The sequence below is a fragment of the Peribacillus sp. S4 genome (assembly GCF_046715815.1).
Lineage (GTDB): Bacteria > Bacillota > Bacilli > Bacillales > DSM-1321 > Peribacillus > Peribacillus frigoritolerans.
The window spans coordinates 5,126,937-5,146,952 of record NZ_CP175708.1 but is presented as its reverse complement, the minus strand read 5'-3'; the positions used below and the strand labels follow the sequence as shown (position 1 = coordinate 5,146,952).

The window sequence follows — 20,016 nt, the reverse complement described above, 5'->3', positions numbered from 1 at the left end:
ATGTAATCGGTCTTACACTCAGTAGGTTTCCCGTTTAAGCTAAAAAACTTCAGCACTCAGACGATTTCCATTAAAAAGTGACGAAGTTCTTCGGCTTCCGCTTCCGACAATTGAAAGGCATGCTCAAGATAGCCTTCCTCTTCCAAATCATCAGGCCCAATAATCGCGAAACGGTTACTCTGCATATTTAAAACAAGCTTCTTTCCATAGAAACGATCGGTTGCCGTAATGGCCAGATCGAATCTTGATTCCTCTCCCATGAAGCTTATGAACCGGGTTTTTGAATCAACGACGTCATTGTATAAATAAAAGCGATCTTCCATAGTATCATTCCCTTCGTATCTTCACATTTGTAGTTCCATCATAACAAAGTGACTTCAATAGGGGAACAGACATTTTTCGGGGCTTCCGGCTGAAGAACTTCGCTCAAGCATAAATGCATTCATCGATTAAATGAAAATGGCAAGAATATAAATGGAATCGGGGAGTGTACGTCTGGAAATGCACCCCCGTAGAAAAGGCAATGTGTAGTTGAAGGAATTGAGAGTAAGGGAGAAGCTATGGTATTATCAAGGAATAAGGTTGGTTCGGTACAGCGTTTTTAACTATGCCGCTCATCCAACCAATGATTCCCTATATCATCTTAGATCAGAAAGGATCTGGAAAAAATGTACTTTGTAGACCGCCAAAAGATTGAACAAATATTAGGTTTTCTTGAAAAGCAGCTTGGACTTTTTGAGGGGCAGGATAATTGGGATGGAGACCATTCGGAACTTATCGCTGAAAGGCTTATACAAACTTCCATCGATTCCGTGTTGGATGTAGGAAATGCGGTAATTGATGGTTTCATTATGCGTGATCCAGGAAGTTATGAGGATATTATCGATATCCTTCAAGATGAAAAAGTGATTTCAGAAGAAAAAGCGATGCAATTCAAAAAGGTTTTGCCATTAAGGAAAATGCTGGTTCAAGACTTCATTGAAGTGGATCACAAAGAACTGCATGCCGTATTTTCGGAAAATATCGAGGCATTCAAGCAATTCCCTGATTTGGTGAGGAACTATTTAACGAATGAATTGGGACCTGTTTCAGCTTTTAAAAACTAGCAGCGTTAGGAAGGCGAATTTCAAATGAAGTCGTATAAAGGATATTTAATTGACTTAGATGGCACCATGTATCGCGGAACGGAACAAATTGCGGAAGCGGCAGGGTTTATTAATGACTTAAGGAAAAGGGATATCCCTTATTTATTCGTCACCAATAATTCATCCCGGACTCCGGCACAGGTAGCGGATAAATTGAGAAGCATCGGCATATCGACGGAGGATGACCAGGTTTTCACGACAAGCATGGCCACTGCCAATTACATAGCTGAACAAAAGAAAGGTGCAACGGTCTATGTGGTGGGTGAAGAAGGCATCATCGAGGCTCTTAAGGAAAAAGGAATGAAGCTTGTGGAAGATCATCCCGATTATCTGGTCATGGGCATCGACCGCGGCATCAATTATGAAAAGCTGTCAAAAGCCTGTCTAGCTGTAAGAAATGGTGCTGTTTTCATTTCGACCAATGGTGATATTGCCATTCCTACCGAGCAAGGCCTTTTGCCTGGGAATGGTTCCTTGACTTCCGTTGTTTCCGTTTCGACCCAGGTACAGCCGATTTTCATTGGAAAGCCAGAATCCGTCATAGTGGAGCAAGCCCTAAGAGTATTGGGGGTTCCTAAAGAAGAGACAATCATGGTTGGAGATAACTATGATACGGATATCCTTGCCGGCATTAATGCTGGGATCGATACACTGCTTGTACATACTGGCGTAACGACAAAAGAACGTTTAAAGCAATATAAGGAGCAGCCTACGCATGTGGTGGACACCCTTGACTTATGGCGCTTTGAATGAAAAAAACCAGGTCTGCGAATGCAGCCCTGGTTTTTTTCATGTCGTCAATATCATTCGTTTACTATTCCGCATTTTCGGTTCTATGGGCAAGCCGGCTTGAAGCGGCAGCGGCAATCGCCCCAACAATATCATCTAAAAAGGTGTTCACCTTACCTGTGCTTTTATCGTTTAAATATTTTAAGATACCCGGCTTTTGTTTATCGATGAAACCATAATTGGTAAAGCCGATGGATCCATAAACATTCACAATTGAAAAAGCCAATATTTCATCGACCCCATATAGGCCTTCATCTATTTCAATGATGCTCAGCAAAGGCTCCTCGAGCAGTTTTTTCTCAGCCAGAATATCCAACTGTATGCCGGTAAGGATGGCATTTTGGACCTCGCGTTTTGAAAGGACCCGTTCGACATTGTGAAGGCAATCGGACATTTGGAGATTTTCATGGTAGCCGGATTGTAAATACATGACAAGCTCAGCGATATCCTCCAATTTCACTCCTCGTTCAATTAGCCATTTCCGAGCTGTTTTTTCAGACATTGATTGTTCAATATTAGCCATTTCATCACCCATTTCTCTATATTTTAAAGGGATAGTTCTAAAGCAGGTAGTTTGATTTGATTAAACTGAAAACCTATGGAGGATGTTTTGATTGGAATTTCTAATAAGGTTTCGATAATCATTCAGAAAACGGGTTATTCCACATATATATAAGTATATGATGTCCAATATTTCTATTATATCCATTTGATGAAGGAGGCCATTCCATGATAGAAGAAATCATTTTTAATAATTATGGCATACAGGTGGAGCTTGAAGAAGCCAATGTCAGGTTTCCAAGCTTCCGCTCAGGAAATATGGTGTACAGTATTGTTCCCATTGAAAATATGGAGCAGGAGGAATTAGTGGAACGGTATAAAATGTCTCAACATCTGATTTCACAAGGTGATCGTCACGTATCCGCCTTTGTCCTTGCCAATCATGGAAGTTATGTTTCGGAAGCGGATGAACAATTATTCATCCTTCTCGCCAATCAGGCATTGGAAGGTCCGAGAAATTTCAATCCGGGAAGACGTCTGGCAAGATTCCATCAGCGTGGGAGAACGATTAATGAAACGATTCGAACTTGTTCAAGGATCGGTAAATGGAAAGAACTCTGGGAACAAAGGATCGATCAGTTAGAAAAGATTTGGCGGGATAAGCTCAACGCCCATCCTGATAACCAGTTTGAAAAATTATTTATAGAAACCTTTCCCTATTATATGGTCCTAGGTGAAAATGCGATTCAATATTTAGTCGACACGGAAATTGATGATACCCCGCAAATTGTCGATAGCGGAACGGTATGTTATGAACGTTTTTTACATGATACCTGGAAAAGCAATAAGTGGATGAAAAATCCGTTCGATTGGGTATTCGACCACGGAACCAGGGATGTCGCGGAATGGGTGAGGGAACATTATTTTCAAAATGTGCATACCCATCAGCGGGGCATTGGCCATTTCTTTCACGAATATCAGTCCATAGAACCCTTATCCAGTTTTTCAGCCCGGTTGTTATATTCGAGGATGCTGTTTCCCATTCATTATTTTGAAACGGTGGAAGAGTATTTTTCAAAAACGACGGAATCAAGGTCGAATGAATTGGAGGATAAAATAGCTTCGATCACGAAATCCTCCCAACAATATGAGTCCTTCCTCAAACATTTTTATGAATTGGCAGAGGTCCCTGCCAAGCATTATGATTTGCCTAAAATTGACTGGATTTAGATAAAAACGGGAAAGAAATATGATTCATTCTTACTTACTATGTTATGATAATAACAAGATTTTTTAGAATAATTAGATATTTAATCACTGCGGAAGGATGGGATCATGAAAAGATTGATGATGGCCGCCGTTATAGCCTTTTTAATCATCCAAACGGCGAATCTTGCGAAAGCTGAATCGAAAACAAGTTGCGAATCGACTCAATTCAAGATTGTCATGAAGTCTGAAGCGGATGTGAAAGAAAAGGCGTCGGCTGCAAGTAAAACGTTAAAAACGTATAAGAAAAATAAAGAATTATCGGCAAGCGGGAGAACTGGAAATTGGTATGAAATCTGTCACGCAAATAAGGCCGCATATATCAATATGGCAGATGTAAATGAGGTTTTCAGTACTGATGAAAAAGCTCTTCTGAAGAAATTCGATAGGAGGAAAGGCGTTAACCAAGTTATATCGGCGACAGGTAAATCGATGAGTGATACGAAGGTAACGATCCAAACTTATGAGAAGAAACAAGGGGAATGGCGCCGGGCATTGAAGAAGATGGAGGGTGTCATTGGGAAGAACGGCTTCACGAAGAGCAAAAAAGAGGGGGATGGGAAATCCCCGGTTGGAATTTATTCCTTTGGTACGGCCTTTGGAAGCGAAACGAAGCCGGCCGGAATGAAAATGGGTTATAAGAAAACGACCAAATATGACTACTGGATTGATGATCAGACATCCAAGGATTATAACAAGTGGAAAACCTATAAAGGAAATCCTGCAGTTAAATGGAAGTCTTTTGAAAGGATGAATCATGAACTGTATAGGTATGGAGCGGTCATCAATTATAATACGGATCCCATCATAAAAGGAAAAGGCAGTGCAATCTTTCTCCATATATGGAGAGGGGGTACAAAACCGACGGCGGGATGTACAGCCACGGCCGAAAGGAATGTCCTCAGTTTACTGAAATGGATGGATCCCGTGCAAAAGCCACATATTGTAATGGGTACAAATGATTCATTGAAGAGCGTTAAGTAATAATCATCAAAATGGTTTTCCCATAAAAAAAATAAACGTTACCCGTTCTTACTCGTTCAAGGGATGGACGAAAAAAGTTCGTGCATCCATCTTTTCTAACTATTGATAATTATGTGAATTAAACTTATAATGTCTACTATACAAATACAAATGTTTTCTACAGGCAAACAGTTTTAAGGGGGAACCAAAATATGAAAGCCATCTCGATCGGTTTATTGGGTTTAGGTACAGTCGGATCAGGAGTCGTACAAATCATTGAAAGCCACCAGGACAAGCTCATGCATCAAGTGGGCTGTTCCATATCCATTAAGAAGATACTAGTGAAAGACACGACGAAGGAGCGGCTTGTCGCGGTCGAAAAAGGAATGTTAACGGACAATCCTGAGGATATCCTTTCGAATCCCGAGATTGATGTTGTAATAGAAGTGATGGGCGGAATCGAAGAAACACGCGGCTATCTAATAGAAGCGATAAAAAATAAAAAGCATATCGTTACGGCGAACAAAGACCTAATGGCTTTACATGGACCGGAACTGTTGGAATTGGCCACCGATAATCAATGTGACTTGTTCTATGAAGCAAGTGTTGCAGGGGGAATTCCGATTTTACGCGGTCTTGTCGATGGGTTATCTTCTGACCGCATCACGAAAATGATGGGAATCGTCAATGGAACGACAAACTTCATTTTAACGAAAATGAGCAAGGAAGGCAGAGCTTATGATGACGTATTGAAGGAAGCCCAGGAGCTGGGATTTGCTGAAGCCGATCCGACAGCCGATGTAGGCGGATTGGATGCGGCCCGTAAAATGGCGATTCTATCAACACTCGGGTTCTCAATGAACATTGGCTTGAATGATGTTGAGGTACAGGGCATTACCGAGATATCCGAAGAGGATTTGAGATATAGCAAGAAGCTTGGTTATACAATGAAATTGATCGGGGTCGCTTCCAGGGCAGGGGATAGGGTCGACGTAAGTGTCCAGCCTGCACTTCTTCCGGAAGCACATCCGTTGGCATCGGTAAATAATGAGTATAATGCTGTATACGTTTATGGGGAAGCCGTAGGGGAAACGATGTTTTACGGACCGGGGGCTGGCAGTCTTCCTACTGCGACTGCAGTCGTTTCGGATATGGTGACGGTCATCAAGAATATGAGGCTGGGCGTAAATGGCCGCAGTGCCGTTGCACCTCAATACCCGAAACAATTAAAAGATGCCACTGAAATTTTCGCTAAATTCTTCATTCGGTTACATGTTCAGGATGAAGTTGGCGTTTTAGCCAAAATCACGAATTTATTTGCCGAGCATGGGGTAGGATTCGATAAAATCCTTCAATTGCCGCTGGATGAAAAGGAATCTTCCGAAATCGTATTAGTTACGCATACTGCAACAAAGGCAGCATTTGAGCAAATAATACAGAAATTACATGATTACAATATGGTAAGAGAAGTGAAAAGCACATACAGAGTTGAAGGAGAGGACATCAAATGAGCTGGCAAGGACTTATAAGCACGTATAAAGATTTTTTACCCGTCAATGAAAACACACCTGCACTAACCCTTTTGGAGGGCAATACACCTTTAATCAGACTGAATCGTTTATCCGAAGAGTGGGGAATCGACTTACATGTAAAATATGAAGGGGCAAATCCAACTGGGTCATTTAAGGACCGCGGAATGGTAATGGCCGTCGCCAAAGCGATAGAAGAGGGCAGCGACACAATCATCTGTGCATCCACAGGGAATACATCAGCAGCTGCAGCAGCTTATGCGGCCCGTGCCAACCTGCGCTGTATCGTCGTCATCCCGGAAGGTAAAATAGCCATGGGCAAGCTTGCCCAAGCCGTTATGTATGGAGCGGAAATCATCTCGATCGAAGGAAACTTCGACCAAGCTTTAAAAATCGTCCGTTCGCTTAGTGAGAGTTCACCGATAACTCTTGTGAATTCGGTCAACCCATACCGGATTGAAGGGCAGAAGACAGCGGCTTTCGAAATTTGTGATGCTCTCGGCTCCGCACCGGATATTTTGGCGCTGCCAGTCGGGAATGCAGGGAATATAACGGCTTACTGGAAAGGCTTTAAGGAATATAACGAATCGAAACAAACGGGCCTTCCTGAAATGAGAGGGTTCGAAGCTGAAGGAGCGGCTGCAATTGTCCGGGATAGCATTATTGAAAATCCAGAAACGATCGCAACGGCCATCAGGATTGGAAATCCTGCAAGTTGGAAGTTTGCTGTGGAAGCGGCAAATGAATCCAAAGGCAAAATTGATGAGGTGACAGACGAAGAAATTCTGGAAGCCTACCATTTCCTTGCTAAAAAAGAAGGGGTATTTGCAGAGCCGGCATCATGTGCTTCCATTGCAGGTATCTATAAACAATTAAAAAGCGGTGAAATCAAAAAAGGAAGTAAGATTGTTGCTGTATTGACTGGAAATGGATTGAAGGATCCGAATGTGGCAGTCAATACAAGTACGATTCAACCTACATTGCTGCCAATGGATGAAGAAGTCATTTTAGAACATCTGCAAGGTGTGAAACAGGCATGAGTGCGGAATCAGAGATGTTCTTGATCCGTGTACCAGCAAGTACGGCCAACTTAGGGCCAGGTTTCGATTCCATCGGCTTGGCGCTAGGACTTTACTTGGAAATACACGGATCTCCATCAGATCATTGGGAAGTCGTCCCGCTTTCAGAGGAAATGTCTGTTTTTCCAAGGGATGATAATAATTATATCGTCCAAATTGCCAAGGAAACGGCGGCCTCCTATGGAAAGGAACTTTCCCCATGCCGGCTTTTCGTCTCTAGTGAAATTCCACTGGCGCGCGGGCTTGGAAGCAGTGCATCTGCCATTGTGGCGGGAATTGAATTGGCAAACATCGTTGGTGAGCTTCATTTATCAAATGAGGAGAAGAATAGGCATGCTTCCCTCTTTGAAGGGCATCCCGATAATGCGGGGGCATCTGTCTATGGTGGATTGGTTGTGGGCCTTCATACGGAGGAAAGGACGGATGTCGTGTCATTTCCGATCGAGGGAGTTAAGGTGATCGCTGTCATTCCCCATTTTGAATTGCTTACTGAGGATTCAAGAAATGTCCTTCCGAATTCGCTTTCCTATAAAGATGCGATAAGCGGGAGCGCAGCCGCAAATGTAATGCTTGCAGGAGTTCTATCGAAAGATTGGAAACTTGTTGGTGAAATGATGCAAAGTGATCGTTTCCATCAGCCATATCGAGCGGAGTTGGTCCCTCATTTAGCGCTTATAGAAGAAGTCGTCCACAATGAAGGCGGATTTGGTGCGGCACTAAGCGGAGCAGGACCAACTGTTTTATGCTTGGCATCTCCAGAAAAAAGTGAAGGTTTGCTCACTGGATTGAAGGATAGATTTCCGGAATTCCATGTGAGGGAATTGGAAATCGATAATGATGGAAGTTATACGGCAATCCTTTCTGAACAGGAAAAAAAGGAATTGAAGTTTTTGAAATCGTGAGCCGTGTTCATTTGCCGTCCATATAAAAAAGCTGACCCGTGTCAAGCCGTATCAATTCATTTGATAGGGCAAAAGCGGAGTCAGCTTTATTTTTATTACAGTCCGCAAAAAGATTCCGGCCTGCATGAAAAAAGGTTGAACGTGTATAGATGAAGTGATCCTTCATCCATACGCTGCATGTTATTTAAAGGGCTATTAGAAAACTTGTTCAACTTCCACTACACCAGGAACTTCTTCAAGAAGGGCACGCTCAATCCCAGCTTTTAGCGTAATGGTCGAACTAGGACAGCTTCCGCAAGCTCCTAGTAATCGTAATTTTACAATTCCATCTTCTACGTCAACTAGTTCACAGTCACCGCCATCACGAAGAAGAAACGGACGAAGCTTATCTAGGACTTCTTGAACTTGAACTTCCATTGTTTGTTCAGACATTGCAATCGACTCCTTTCCTAATCATATTATAATGCGAAGGTAATAAAAAATCCAACTGTAACTTTGCGGAAATATAATCTATATTATTCTGGTATGATGGAAACAGGTGAAGTTTTAAACATTATTCAAATGAAGCAACTATAATAAACTGAAGGAGGAAGAGTATGGTAAGGAAAGATATTGAGATAGAAGTGTATGGAGCGGAGCAAATTTGCGCCAGTTGTGTGAATCTCCCCTCTTCGAAAGATACCTGCGAGTGGCTTGAAGCCGCTTTAACGAGAAAATTTCCTGAGCAGCCATTCAAAATATCCTATATAGATATGTATAACCCACCAGAAACATTGAAGCAAAAGAGCTTTGCCGAGAAAATGATCAAGGAAGATTTATTTTATCCACTGGTCCTCATCGAAGGTGAAATCATTGCGGAAGGAAATGTCCGTCTCAAAAAAGTGGTGGAAACGATGGAGAAATATGGATACTCAGTGCGAGTGTGATATATAATGGAAGAAATAAGAAAAACTGACCCATGAATGGGCTGCATGCAGCTCATTGGGCCAGTTTATAATCAACCGTTATGGTATTTATACATCCACAGAATGCCTGATTTCATTAGGCGTGCCACTCTGCCGGTGATTGGGCGATTTGCAACAAGACCAAAACCTTGTTTCTTCCCAAGGGAACCTAATGTTCCTTTTAATTTCATGGTAGGGAAGCTTTCAGGAAGTGGTTCATTTGCCCATTTCTTCACAAGGACTTGGACGATTTGCTCAGCTTGGGACTCCGCTAATTGAGCACTAGGTGCATGAGGCAGGCTCGCGCAGTCGCCGACTACAAAGATGCTGTCATCATTAGGAAGGAAATGCTGAGGAGTCAGAACGGCTCTTCCTTGACGGTCTTTTTCAATATCCATATCGCGGATGATCTTGCTTGGCTGAATTCCAGCTGTCCATACGATGACGTCGCTTTGAACGGCTTCGTCGCCATTGTAAAGAAGGTTTGGTTCAACTTTCGTAATATTTGAATGATGGACGATTTCGATGGTATGTTTATCGAACCATGATTCGACAAAAGTACTTAATCTTTCTGGGAAAGCAGATAGAATATGCGGTCCACGGTCAAATAGCTTAACGTTTAAATCTGAACGGCTTTCAATCAATTCACTTGCAAGCTCAACACCGCTCAGTCCGCCACCAACGATAGAAACGGTTGCACCGGCACCTAAATTATTCAAAGCTGAATATGTGCGGCGTGATTTATCGATTGTTTGGATACTGTAAGTGTGTATGTCTGCACCAGGAATATCGTGGTATTTGTCTTCGCAGCCAAGGCCAATGACTAAATCATCATAAACGACAGGATCTTGATTTTCTATAATGACCTGTTTATTTTCCATGTCGATGGAAAGTACTTCTCCGTATACGTTCTTCAAGCGAGGATGTTCAGGAAATGCAACACGGATGTGCTGATCTGGAATGGTACCTGCTGCTAAAGCATAATATTCCGTTTTTAAGCAGTGATAAGGATTACGGTCGATAAGCGTGATGCTCACATTTTCAGGAAGCTGATTAGGCAGCAATCTTTGCAACATGCGCATACCACCATACCCGCCACCAAGTATGACTAGATTCTTCATATGATTTTTTCCCCTTTATTTGATCTCTTGAAAAATTTGATTAGCACTTAACTATAGGATTCCCCCAAATGGTCCCCTTAAAAGTTTAATTAAATATATATACCCCAATTTTGTAGTAAGAATAAAAAATTAGATAATTTTCTTTTTTTACGTACCCCGACAAAAGTATAACGAATATAAAAGGAAATCACAACCGATATCTTGAAATAGGCTTATTTTTTATGCGTAAATATTGACTGTTAATGGGAAAAGTAATAAGATGGGTTGTTAGTAACTGTGAGGTGAAACAATGTACCCGATTATTGAATTTTGCGTAAGCAATCTAGCCAGCGGGGCTCAGGAGGCTCTCGAAAGATTGGAGCGGGATCCGAATTTGGATATCATAGAATATGGTTGCCTGGGATATTGCGGCAGATGCTCCAGTAACTTATATGCACTTGTAAACGGTGAAGTGGTTTTTGGTGACACAACGGATGAATTGGTAGATAAAATATATAAATACATTGATGAATTTGAAATGTCTTAATCATCAACGGCGGATAAAAGGCTGTTCCTGGAAGGGACAGCCCTTTTTTTATCAGTGCTGCAGCAAAGGGTGGATTGTTTCCTGGGTCCTTTTGAATTCCTGAAAGCGGTGTCTGGCCATCTGGATAAGGGAGGCTTTCCGGGCCTTTTTTTGGGATACGAATTTTAGGATAAGGTTCAATGAGTTGGTTCATTATACCTATACCTATTGTTGTAGACTAATCTTAGTTGGTAAAATAGGTGGGGGAATATGAATTTTTCCAAGCTGGAAAATTGAGCGCGGGAATTTCTTTGGTATATACTATAAAGAGAAATGGTTCTATCTCACATATTCAGAAGAAGGAGGGATTTATTGTGAGTGAAGTTGTTCAAATAACGGAAGCTGCCGCTTTTCAGATAAAAGAAATGATGAAACATAATGGTGAAGAGGGTTCCTTTTTAAGAGTGGCCGTTAAAGGCGGAGGCTGCAGTGGATTATCCTACGGAATGGGCTTTGAACAAGAGCCCGGAGAAAAAGATAGCCAGTTGGAACAGTTTGAAATTAAGATCCTTGTTAATGCCGAGGATGCAGATATATTGAATGGAACGGTAATTGATTATAAGCAAACGATGATGGGCGGAGGCTTTACGATCGAAAACCCAAATGCCATCGCATCATGCGGTTGCGGGTCTTCCTTCAAAACGGCTAAAAATGCCGGTACGCCGGAGAACTGCTAAGTAAACTCCAATACATCGGAAAAAGGGGGCACTTTAATAAGTGCCTCCTTTGTTTGTTTTTTACAAGAGGGATTAGGATGGTCTCATCCTAACACGAGACCAGTTTAATGGCTCCATTCTTATCCACAGCTGTCGTTTTATCCGGCCCAGTTTTGGGTCCGGATCCGGCGGCAAAAATGATGGCTTCCATGTTATCCACTGCTTTATCCACATTTCCCTCTAAATCTGCAAGGATTGGATGCCCGCCGAGTTCTTTTATCGTTTGAGCCTGTTCCTCTTTCCTGATCATCCCGTATACGGTCATTTGCAATTTTTTGATAATTCCCCAATGATCTGCTTTCCGTTCGTTCCGTTGGCCCCTGCAATTAAAATATTCTTGGATGCATTCCCCTTTCATGGCTTCTTCTACTCTTTACCCATAGAATGAAAAGGGTAAGCACTGTGGATAACTAATTGAAAAAACTTATCCACAATCATCGAATTGGGGACAAAAAAAACCGGCCATGAAAGCCGGTTTTTGCGTAATATAATTAAAACATGGAAGAACTGTGCATCGGCTGAACTTTTGCTTTTGGGTCAATATATTGTTTGGCGTGATTGACGGCAGTGGGTGCCTCACCAAAACCACTGGCAATCAATTTTACTTTGCCATCATAGGTTGCAATATCGCCTGCTGCATAAATCCCCGGGATATTCGTTTCCATTCTGGAATTCACCAAAATGCTGTTCTTCTGGATATCAAGTCCCCATTCCTTAATGGGACCAAGAGAAGAAACGAAGCCGTAATTGACGATGACTGCATCTACATCCATGGTCTCTGTATCGTCACCATTTGTATCCTTGATGACAATTGTATGGATACGGCCGTCTGTACCAATCAACTCTGCAGGTATGTATGGAGTCTTTATTTCCACTTTTGAATTTTTAAGTGTTTCTACACTATGTTCGTGGGCACGGAACTTATCTCTTCTGTGAATGATGCTCACTTTCTCGGCAATCGGCTCCAGCATTAAGGCCCAGTCCACTGCTGAATCCCCACCGCCGAAGACGACCACTTTTTTGCCGGCAAAATGATTGAGGTCATCGATGAAATAGTGAAGGTTGCCGTTTTCATATTTTTTTGCATCTTCAATTTCGATGCGGCGGGGTTGGAAAGCCCCATTTCCAGCTGTGATGATAATCGTTTTGGAGTAATGGATTTCTTTATCAGTCGTTAACTTGAACACTCCATCGGCTTGCTTTTCCACTTCTTGAACGGCTTGCTCCAGGACGACATCCTGTTCGAACTTTGCCATTTGTTCTTTCAAATTATTCACTAGCTCCTGAGCGCGCACTTTGGGGAAACCAGCGATGTCATAGATGTATTTCTCTGGATAAAGGGCCGACAATTGTCCGCCTAATTGTGGCAGGCTCTCGATGATTTTTACGGATGCCTGTCTCATTCCTCCATAAAATGCAGTGAATAATCCAACCGGGCCTCCGCCAATGATTGTAATATCATAAACTTTTTCATTAACTTCCAACGTTATCCCTCCGATATACTAGGTTTGCTGAAATTTATTCTCTTATTTTAACATAGATGATCTTTTAAAAAACGGAGAAAGTTAGAAAAGTGGGAAAGTTTTGACTATATTTGTGCAGTTTCCTGATGAATGTTCTGTATCCGCTTTCAAATCCGGGTGAAATTACCCTTTGCCAATGTTGGGCATATCGTATAAATATGGTTGCAACTGGGTGGAAAGTAATGTTTTTCGGCTATATTTTAACCCGGAAAAGTTCGGTTTGTTACTTGAAAAAGGTAAGGAAAAAGACTAATATTTACTTAGATATCATTTGGTAAATTTTTTATGAATTTTTTATGACATTTATGAAGTGTTACGTGAAATACGTCACAAATGTATAAGAGTGCTTTTTATAATGGAAATTATAAAGATAGACAATATATTTTAGTTATGGAAAGCATCACAAGAAAATATCGTAAAGGTGGAAGAATACTTTTGAAAAAGCCAACAATCGTTGTTTTAGGAGCAGGTTATGGTGGATTGATGACTGTTACTCGCTTACAGAAGGCGTTAGGTCAAAATGAAGCAGAAATCGTATTAGTTAACAAAAATGATTACCACTATGAAACAACATGGCTGCATGAAGCATCAGCTGGAACGCTTCATCATGATCGTGTGCGCTATCCAATCAAAAGTGTCATTAACAGCAAAGTTAAATTCATCCAGGATTCAGTTTTGGAAGTTAAAACGGAGAACAAAAAAGTCATCCTTCAAAACGGCGAAATTTCTTATGATTACTTAGTGATTGGTCTTGGACCTGAATCGGAAACATTCGGAATCCAGGGGCTAAAAGAATATGCTTTCTCTATCTCTAACGTGAACACGGCACGTAAAATCCGTGACCATATCCAATTGCAATTCGCGACGTACAGTACTGAGGCTGAAAAGAATGAAGACCGCTTGACGATCGTTGTTGGAGGAGCAGGATTTACGGGTATCGAATTCCTTGGCGAATTGGCTAACCGTGTCCCTGAACTTTGTAAAGAATACGACATCGATTTCCAAAAGGTCCGCATGTACTGTGTGGAGGCAGCCCCAGCCGTCCTTCCTGGCTTCGATCCGGAATTGGTGGATTATGCAGTATCTTACCTTGAGAAAAAAGGTGTGGAATTCAAAATCGGCACACCGATCAAGGGGGCGACTCCTGAAGGCATCATCGTGGCAAAAGGCGAAGATGAAGTGGAAGAAATCAAAGCGGGCACCGTTGTATGGGCAGCTGGAGTACGTGGAAACTCCGTGATAGAGGCTTCCGGTTTTGAATCTATGCGCGGACGTATTAAAGTGAATCTTGACATGCGGGCACCGGGGCATGACGATATCTTCATCGTAGGGGATTGCGCTTTGATCATCAACGAGGAAATTAATCGTCCATATCCACCAACTGCACAAATAGCGATGCAGCAAGGTGAAGTCATTGCGAAGAACCTGACTAAATTGGTTCGTAACGAAAGCGACCTGGAAACGTTCACCTTCGAAAACAAAGGAACGGTATGTTCACTCGGTGAAGATAATGCGATTGGTGTTGTCTTCGGCAAGAAAGTTACAGGTAAGACTGCATCATTCATGAAGAAAATGGTTGATAACAGGGCATTGTTAATGATTGGCGGAGCCTCACTTGTTGCTAAAAAAGGTAAATTCAACGTCCTTTAATTTTTTCGATAGATCAATAATGGCCATTTGGGGATTGTCCCTGAATGGCTTTTTCATTGGCAGCCCATCCATCGATGAGTGTGTCATAGCGGAGTATGCAATTTTTTTGTGTGGAATATAATGGGGATGACGAAGTTTGATCAAGGAAATTATCTTTGGCATCATCTTTACTAAATAATGATTGTAGGGGAAGTGGGTTTTGGTGGAACGTTGCAAAAATGTTTGGCTTGCAGTGTCCGGCCTTGTGATATCGGATAAAGGTGAGTGGCTTGTCGTGAACAAAAGGTATGGCGGATTGAAAGGGCAATGGTCGCTTCCGGCAGGTTTTGTCAAAAATGATGAAACCGTCGATGAAGCTGTCGTAAGGGAAGTGTTGGAGGAGACGGGCATTCATACAGAAATCGAAGGCATCGTAGGAGTGAGAAGCGGAGTCATCAAAGGGGATATAAGTGATAATATGTTGATATTTTTACTTAAACCGCTCAGCTTTGAAGTAAATGCTCAATTGGATGAATTATATGAAGCTAAATTTTATCACCCTGATTTACTCATGAAGGAGGGGAAGCAATCGTTACTATTGGAACAGCTTTTAGCTTTTAAAAAGGAAAGAATGCAGACGATGCTTGACGGGTTGAATCCGGGAGATCAATTTGGATATACATCATATAAACTATTCTTGTAATTTGGGTAATTATCTTTTCTTCGGTATTATTTGGTATAAGTCGTTGACGCAGCAATTATTTTTTCAGTAAACTAAAGGTGTCGCTTTTAAGGAGGGTCAAGAATAACATGCCATTGCCTGTTTTAATTATCTCAATACTCTTATTTTTCATATTGTTTTTCGGAATTGGCTTTTTGCTGAATATGCTCTTTCGTTCTTCGTGGATCATGGTCTTCTTATTTCCAATCGTCTTCATCATCATTGTCAATGAAACAAAGCTAATAGAATATTTTAGGAATCCGGGAATATCTTTTTCCAATCTTGGTACGAACCTTACATCCCTGCATACGGCAGACATCATTATTTTATCAAGCGGGCTGCTTGGCGCGGTTTTAGCTGGTGTGGTCATCAGGATTCTAAGGAATAAAGGATATCAAATGTTTTAATAAGGGAAGGGCCGTCATTTATGGACGGTCCTTTTTTTTGTAGGCTGTTTTCGCATACTTTGTTGCTATTTACCAAGTAGTGCGGTGTGGTTGATTTCCCCTCCAGATGCTCGCTTTCCGCGGGGCGGTGAGCATCCTCGGCGTAAACCCTGTGGGGTCTTCACCTGTCCCGCTGCTCCCGCAGGCAGTCTGGCACTTCCGCTCCAATCAACCTTAAATAGTTTCGTTTTAAAAACAACGATCTTTACGAAAAGAGCCTTTTTTGTATGAAAAATTGGTTCTTTCCATGCTTTATGAATACTTTCACTCCGTAAAGGGAACAAATATCCTTGTGAGAGGAGTGGAATTGATACATATGAAGATTGTAAAGGCATTATTTTTGAGGGTTGCTATTATCATATTATTTATTTTGGCCATCGAATCGACCTTGAATCATGTTTTTGGGGCAGTTCCTGAAGATCATCCTTTTGAAGAGGCAATGAGACAGCATCGAATGCTTGGTCTCGAATATAAAGCGATTCATAGTGGGGGGCAAGTGGCAACGCTAATGGCATCGGCATCTGCGAGCAATGGTCCCACGACGATAGCGGAGGCAATCGAGCTTTCGAAATACCCGAAGCATGAAGTTTTGGCTACAGGATATACAGCAGGGTATGAATCAACCGGAAAGTACCCGGAAAGCCCATCTTATGGAATCACATATTCAGGGGTGAAGGTGAAACGGGATTTGTTTTCCACCATTGCCGCCGATCTTGCCATATTCCCTCTCGGAACCATCCTTTGGATTCCGGGCTATGGATATGGGGTTGTAGCGGACAAGGGTGGTGCGATCAAAGGGAATCATCTGGATCTATACTACGAAACGGTACAGGATGTGTACGAGAACTGGGGAAAGAAAACCCTTGAAGTATATGTTGTCCAAAAAGGGAACGGCGAGTTATCCGAACAACAGTTAAGCAGGTTGAATGAAACCAAGATCAAGCAGGTATTCAAGCCGAAAATCGCTGAGAAAACATTGAATGAGAATGTAGCTTCTTTTGCTTTTTAAAGAGGAAAGTGAAAGGCTGCCTCAATTGAGGCAGCCTTTTCTGTTTCATTTGGGACGCCCTTAGGGCATGCCTTTGTAGGCTTCAGGATGCAGAGTCTTTGCCAATATGGACAGCCCATCCAGCAAACGCGGGGAAGGCCGGCAGAATAAAGGTTCTTCCATGATGTGAATATGGTTATTCCGGACGGCCTTCATATCAGTCCACCCTTGCCGTTTCTTGACAAGCGCCGGGTTTACTTTACGTAAAGGGACACCGACCCAAGCTAAGCAAATATGGTCGGGATCCTTTTTTTGGACCTCTTCGGAAGTGACTTGAATGCTTGCCATGTCGACATCCTCGAAAAGGTTATATCCTCCCGCAAGCGTACTGATCTCGGATAACCAATTAACTCCCCCGGGGCTGAATAAGGGATTAGGCCACCATTCCCAATACAGGGACGGCTTTGTTTCGATTTTATCGGCGATGTTTTTATATTGAAGGATGGCATCACGGAATTTGGCAGCCTGTTCCTCTGCTTTTTCCTTAAGATCCATCGCCTCGCCCAAGGTCAGTAAATCTTTTGCGATATCTTCAAGCGATTGCGGGTTGAAGATGATATGGGGGATGTTCCGTTCTTTTAGCCCCTCAATGTTTTTTTCCATGCCCGGTACACTCAGTGAAGCCAGCACCAAATCGGGTTTTAGTGATTCCACATGATCGATATCGATCGATAAGTCGGGCCCCACCTTAGGAAGATGCTGTAGGGTTTCAGGCCAATCAGAGTAGTCATCGATGGCGATCAGCTGATCTTCGATTCCTAGATATGTGCATAGTTCCGTATTGCTGGGGCAAAGAGAGATTATTTTCAAATTGAACACCTACCCTTGAAAGATGAAAAAGTGAAGTGCCAATGCAATGAATACTCCGGTCAAGGCTCCGAAAAATACCTCGATTGGCTTATGGCCCAACAGTTCCTTTAATTGCTGCTGTTTCTGTTTATCTGCTTTTTTCTGCCAGTTCTTTGCTTGCTCGACAAAGGTATTGAAGTCGGTAACGAGCTGGTTCAAGACGGCTGCCTGTTCTCCTGCCTGCCGTCTCACTCCTGTCGCGTCGAACATCGTGATGATTGCAAAGATCGCGGCAACGGCAAATACAGGGGAATCCATTCCGGTTTCGATCCCTACCGCTACGGTCAGGGCTGACACGGCCGCAGAGTGGGAGCTTGGCATACCGCCTGTGGAGTTAATGAGTGACCAATTCACTTTGCGAAATGCTATGAAGTGGATGGGCACTTTGATGAATTGAGCAAAGAAAATGGCAATCAATGCTGCGATTAAAGGGAAGTTGAGTAATAATTCCAAGAGTATCAGCCTTCTTTCTAGTTATAAGTAAAGATGAAATCCATATATGGGTAAATGCATCCTGTTCGGAATAAGGCCCTTATTATTAGTTCCATTCAGTCCTGTCGATTCCCTGCCGGCATAAGTATAAATATGATCTTTCTTATACTATTACTCTAAAGTCACCCATTCTAAACAATATCCCTTGTTATTATTATTTTCGCGGCTTATTCGAAAATTTTTGAAGATTTCGTTATAATGAATGTAATAGAATGGAGGAGGTATCAGAATGTTCACAGTAAAAAATTCCTTAAATATAGATTTGATTGACGAATGCCTGATTCTAGGCGTATTTGACAGACCCGTAAAGTTCACAGGGATAGGAAAAGAAGCGGATGAACGATTGGATGGCCAGCTGACAGAGTTGGTGAAAGCCGGTGAAATCTCTTCCAAGAAAAAATCAGTGGTCAAAATACATACATTAGGTAAATTAAGCGTAAAGAGATTGATTTTTGTAGGGTTGGGCAAGGAAAAGGAGCTATCTTTTGAAACGCTCCGCGAAGCGTTGGGAAAAGCGCGTAAGACGATTAAAGAATCAAAGATTACGACACTTTCGATCGCGTTGGATACATTCACGACTGAAAATCTGGATGCATTGGATGCAGCGCATGCTTGTTCCGAAGCTTTTGAACTTGCATCCTATAAATTTGACGGATATAAGCAAAAATCGAACCAGGTCGAAAAAAGCCTTGAATCGATTACGGTTTACAGTGAATTTGATCAAGAAGAGGTCGGTGCCGCGCTTCATGTAGGGAGGATCTTCGGAAGGGCGACGAACTCAGCCAGAACATTGGTCAATACACCGGGCAATTTGCTGACTTCCACGGATTTGGCGGATTATTCATCTGCCTTGGGCGAACGTTATGGGTTTGAAGTGGAGATCCTCGAGAAGGAGGACATGCTCAAGTTGGGAATGGGCGCACTCCTTGCTGTCAATAAAGGTTCGGTCGAGCCTCCGAAAATGATCGTCCTGAAGTATCAAGGTAAGGATGAATGGAAGGATGTTATCGGGTTGGTCGGTAAAGGGATCACATTCGATACGGGTGGATACTCATTGAAAACGAAGGCTGGTATCGTTGGAATGAAGACGGATATGGGCGGTGCGGCAGCCGTTTTAGGTGCAATGGAAATCATCGGCGAATTGGGACCGGACCAAAATGTCGTGGCGGTCATTCCTTCCACTGATAACATGATCAGCGGTGATGCATTCAAGCCCGATGACGTGATCACTGCCATGAGCGGCAAGACGATAGAGGTATTGAACACGGATGCGGAAGGCCGTCTGGTTTTGGCGGATGCCATGACATACGCTAAACATCATGGTGCCGACTATCTTATTGACGTTGCCACTTTAACGGGTGGTGTCATAACGGCGCTGGGCATGGATATGACGGGTGCAATGACAAATGACACGGAATTCTATGAGCAAGTGGTCAAAGCCTCAGAGGAGGCCGGGGAGCCCATTTGGAGATTGCCGATTACGGAAAAGGATAAAGAGCGGGTACGCAATAGTAAAATAGCGGATTTGAATAATTCACCTGGAGGGGCGGGACATGCGATCATGGGCGGCGCCTTCATCGGTGAATTTGCCGAAGACACTCCGTGGGTCCATCTGGATATTGCCGGAACTTCCACAACCTCGAGCAACTCCGAATTGTGCCCATCGGGGGCTACCGGTGTCATGGCACGGACGCTTGCACTATTGGTTGAAACCTTTGAAACGAAAACAAGATGAACCCAAATATCCGAAGCCGAAAATAGGCTTCGGTTTTTTTACCAAAAAGGTGT

Annotated in this window: 23 protein-coding genes; 15 read left to right on the top strand and 8 right to left on the bottom strand. The window is 42.6% G+C overall.

Annotation, left to right across the window (positions count from 1 at the left end; all coding sequences use genetic code 11):
- Window positions 1–56: 56 nt before the first annotated feature.
- Window positions 57–323, bottom strand: a complete 267-nt coding sequence (locus ACJ9PY_RS24760) for a DUF3055 domain-containing protein (protein ID WP_034310182.1) — start codon at window positions 321–323, stop codon at window positions 57–59.
- 345 nt (window positions 324–668) lie between these two features.
- Here ACJ9PY_RS24760 and ACJ9PY_RS24755 point away from each other — a divergent pair, with 345 nt between their 5' ends.
- On the top strand, window positions 669–1,106 hold the full coding sequence (locus ACJ9PY_RS24755; RefSeq protein ID WP_048688255.1) for a DUF86 domain-containing protein: 438 nt from the start codon (window positions 669–671) through the stop codon (window positions 1,104–1,106).
- A 24-nt stretch (window positions 1,107–1,130) separates the two neighbouring features.
- Window positions 1,131–1,898, top strand: a complete 768-nt coding sequence (locus ACJ9PY_RS24750; RefSeq protein WP_411739209.1) for a TIGR01457 family HAD-type hydrolase — start codon at window positions 1,131–1,133, stop codon at window positions 1,896–1,898.
- Window positions 1,899–1,959: 61 nt separating this feature from the next.
- On the opposite strand, the gene ACJ9PY_RS24745 is transcribed toward ACJ9PY_RS24750, so the two are convergent.
- Entirely contained in the window at window positions 1,960–2,457 is a 498-nt protein-coding gene (locus ACJ9PY_RS24745; protein ID WP_034311650.1) for a phosphatidylglycerophosphatase A, read from the bottom strand.
- A gap of 206 nt (window positions 2,458–2,663) precedes the next feature.
- Here ACJ9PY_RS24745 and yutH point away from each other — a divergent pair, with 206 nt between their 5' ends.
- The 5 genes from yutH to thrB all read left to right on the top strand — a co-directional run bounded on the left by yutH (window position 2,664) and on the right by thrB (window position 8,174).
- Window positions 2,664–3,665, top strand: a complete 1,002-nt coding sequence (gene yutH, locus ACJ9PY_RS24740) for a spore coat putative kinase YutH (protein ID WP_057278053.1) — start codon at window positions 2,664–2,666, stop codon at window positions 3,663–3,665.
- A gap of 105 nt (window positions 3,666–3,770) precedes the next feature.
- A complete protein-coding gene (locus tag ACJ9PY_RS24735) occupies window positions 3,771–4,685 on the top strand; it encodes a L,D-transpeptidase family protein (protein ID WP_411739208.1) in 915 nt (304 codons plus the stop codon).
- A 191-nt stretch (window positions 4,686–4,876) separates the two neighbouring features.
- A complete protein-coding gene (locus ACJ9PY_RS24730) occupies window positions 4,877–6,175 on the top strand; it encodes a homoserine dehydrogenase (protein WP_034310194.1) in 1,299 nt (432 codons plus the stop codon).
- Window positions 6,172–7,233: a threonine synthase gene (gene thrC / locus ACJ9PY_RS24725; RefSeq protein ID WP_053536744.1), complete on the top strand. Its 1,062-nt coding sequence runs from the start codon at window positions 6,172–6,174 to the stop codon at window positions 7,231–7,233. The genes ACJ9PY_RS24730 and thrC overlap by 4 nt, the downstream gene beginning before the upstream one ends.
- A complete protein-coding gene (thrB, locus tag ACJ9PY_RS24720; protein ID WP_095679236.1) occupies window positions 7,230–8,174 on the top strand; it encodes a homoserine kinase in 945 nt (314 codons plus the stop codon). The genes thrC and thrB overlap by 4 nt, the downstream gene beginning before the upstream one ends.
- A 195-nt stretch (window positions 8,175–8,369) precedes the next feature.
- On the opposite strand, the gene ACJ9PY_RS24715 is transcribed toward thrB, so the two are convergent.
- The gene (locus ACJ9PY_RS24715; protein WP_034310199.1) at window positions 8,370–8,606 is read right to left on the bottom strand and encodes a NifU family protein; all 237 of its coding nucleotides are present in this window, start codon (window positions 8,604–8,606) and stop codon (window positions 8,370–8,372) included.
- A 164-nt stretch (window positions 8,607–8,770) separates the two neighbouring features.
- Between ACJ9PY_RS24715 and ACJ9PY_RS24710 the strand changes: the two genes are divergently transcribed.
- Window positions 8,771–9,100: a YuzD family protein gene (locus tag ACJ9PY_RS24710; protein ID WP_411739207.1), complete on the top strand. Its 330-nt coding sequence runs from the start codon at window positions 8,771–8,773 to the stop codon at window positions 9,098–9,100.
- 71 nt (window positions 9,101–9,171) lie between these two features.
- Here the strand turns inward: ACJ9PY_RS24710 and ACJ9PY_RS24705 are convergent, their stop codons facing one another.
- Complete coding sequence (locus ACJ9PY_RS24705; RefSeq protein ID WP_048687320.1) at window positions 9,172–10,239, bottom strand: NAD(P)/FAD-dependent oxidoreductase; 1,068 nt, start codon at window positions 10,237–10,239, stop codon at window positions 9,172–9,174.
- 289 nt (window positions 10,240–10,528) lie between these two features.
- Between ACJ9PY_RS24705 and ACJ9PY_RS24700 the strand changes: the two genes are divergently transcribed.
- Window positions 10,529–10,765: a YuzB family protein gene (locus tag ACJ9PY_RS24700; RefSeq protein ID WP_034310204.1), complete on the top strand. Its 237-nt coding sequence runs from the start codon at window positions 10,529–10,531 to the stop codon at window positions 10,763–10,765.
- 353 nt (window positions 10,766–11,118) lie between these two features.
- Window positions 11,119–11,481: a HesB/IscA family protein gene (locus ACJ9PY_RS24695; protein WP_063574759.1), complete on the top strand. Its 363-nt coding sequence runs from the start codon at window positions 11,119–11,121 to the stop codon at window positions 11,479–11,481.
- An 88-nt stretch (window positions 11,482–11,569) separates the two neighbouring features.
- Here ACJ9PY_RS24695 and ACJ9PY_RS24690 read toward each other — a convergent pair whose 3' ends face one another.
- Together ACJ9PY_RS24690 and ACJ9PY_RS24685 are read right to left on the bottom strand one after the other, a co-directional pair.
- Window positions 11,570–11,878 (bottom strand): hypothetical protein, encoded by a 309-nt coding sequence (locus ACJ9PY_RS24690; RefSeq protein ID WP_411739206.1) that lies wholly within the window; start codon window positions 11,876–11,878, stop codon window positions 11,570–11,572.
- A 133-nt stretch (window positions 11,879–12,011) separates the two neighbouring features.
- Window positions 12,012–13,004: an NAD(P)/FAD-dependent oxidoreductase gene (locus ACJ9PY_RS24685; RefSeq protein WP_034310210.1), complete on the bottom strand. Its 993-nt coding sequence runs from the start codon at window positions 13,002–13,004 to the stop codon at window positions 12,012–12,014.
- Between the two features lie 474 nt (window positions 13,005–13,478).
- Between ACJ9PY_RS24685 and ACJ9PY_RS24680 the strand changes: the two genes are divergently transcribed.
- The 4 genes from ACJ9PY_RS24680 (at window position 13,479) to ACJ9PY_RS24665 (ending at window position 16,848) form a co-directional block, all read left to right on the top strand.
- A complete protein-coding gene (locus tag ACJ9PY_RS24680) occupies window positions 13,479–14,693 on the top strand; it encodes an NAD(P)/FAD-dependent oxidoreductase (protein WP_268591430.1) in 1,215 nt (404 codons plus the stop codon).
- Between the two features lie 202 nt (window positions 14,694–14,895).
- Entirely contained in the window at window positions 14,896–15,375 is a 480-nt protein-coding gene (locus ACJ9PY_RS24675) for an NUDIX domain-containing protein (protein ID WP_053537405.1), read from the top strand.
- A gap of 107 nt (window positions 15,376–15,482) precedes the next feature.
- Window positions 15,483–15,800 carry a YuiB family protein gene (locus ACJ9PY_RS24670; RefSeq protein WP_034310217.1) on the top strand — a complete coding sequence of 106 codons (318 nt, stop codon included), beginning with the start codon at window positions 15,483–15,485 and terminating at the stop codon, window positions 15,798–15,800.
- A gap of 355 nt (window positions 15,801–16,155) precedes the next feature.
- A complete protein-coding gene (locus ACJ9PY_RS24665) occupies window positions 16,156–16,848 on the top strand; it encodes a 3D domain-containing protein (RefSeq protein ID WP_048687644.1) in 693 nt (230 codons plus the stop codon).
- 60 nt (window positions 16,849–16,908) lie between these two features.
- Here the strand turns inward: ACJ9PY_RS24665 and ACJ9PY_RS24660 are convergent, their stop codons facing one another.
- Together ACJ9PY_RS24660 and ACJ9PY_RS24655 are read right to left on the bottom strand one after the other, a co-directional pair.
- Window positions 16,909–17,697, bottom strand: a complete 789-nt coding sequence (locus ACJ9PY_RS24660; protein WP_063574764.1) for a cobalamin-binding protein — start codon at window positions 17,695–17,697, stop codon at window positions 16,909–16,911.
- A gap of 9 nt (window positions 17,698–17,706) precedes the next feature.
- The gene (locus tag ACJ9PY_RS24655; protein WP_034310222.1) at window positions 17,707–18,189 is read right to left on the bottom strand and encodes a divergent PAP2 family protein; all 483 of its coding nucleotides are present in this window, start codon (window positions 18,187–18,189) and stop codon (window positions 17,707–17,709) included.
- 268 nt (window positions 18,190–18,457) lie between these two features.
- On the opposite strand from ACJ9PY_RS24655, the gene ACJ9PY_RS24650 reads away from it, so the two are divergent.
- On the top strand, window positions 18,458–19,963 hold the full coding sequence (locus ACJ9PY_RS24650) for a leucyl aminopeptidase (RefSeq protein ID WP_145506548.1): 1,506 nt from the start codon (window positions 18,458–18,460) through the stop codon (window positions 19,961–19,963).
- Window positions 19,964–20,016: the final 53 nt, after the last annotated feature.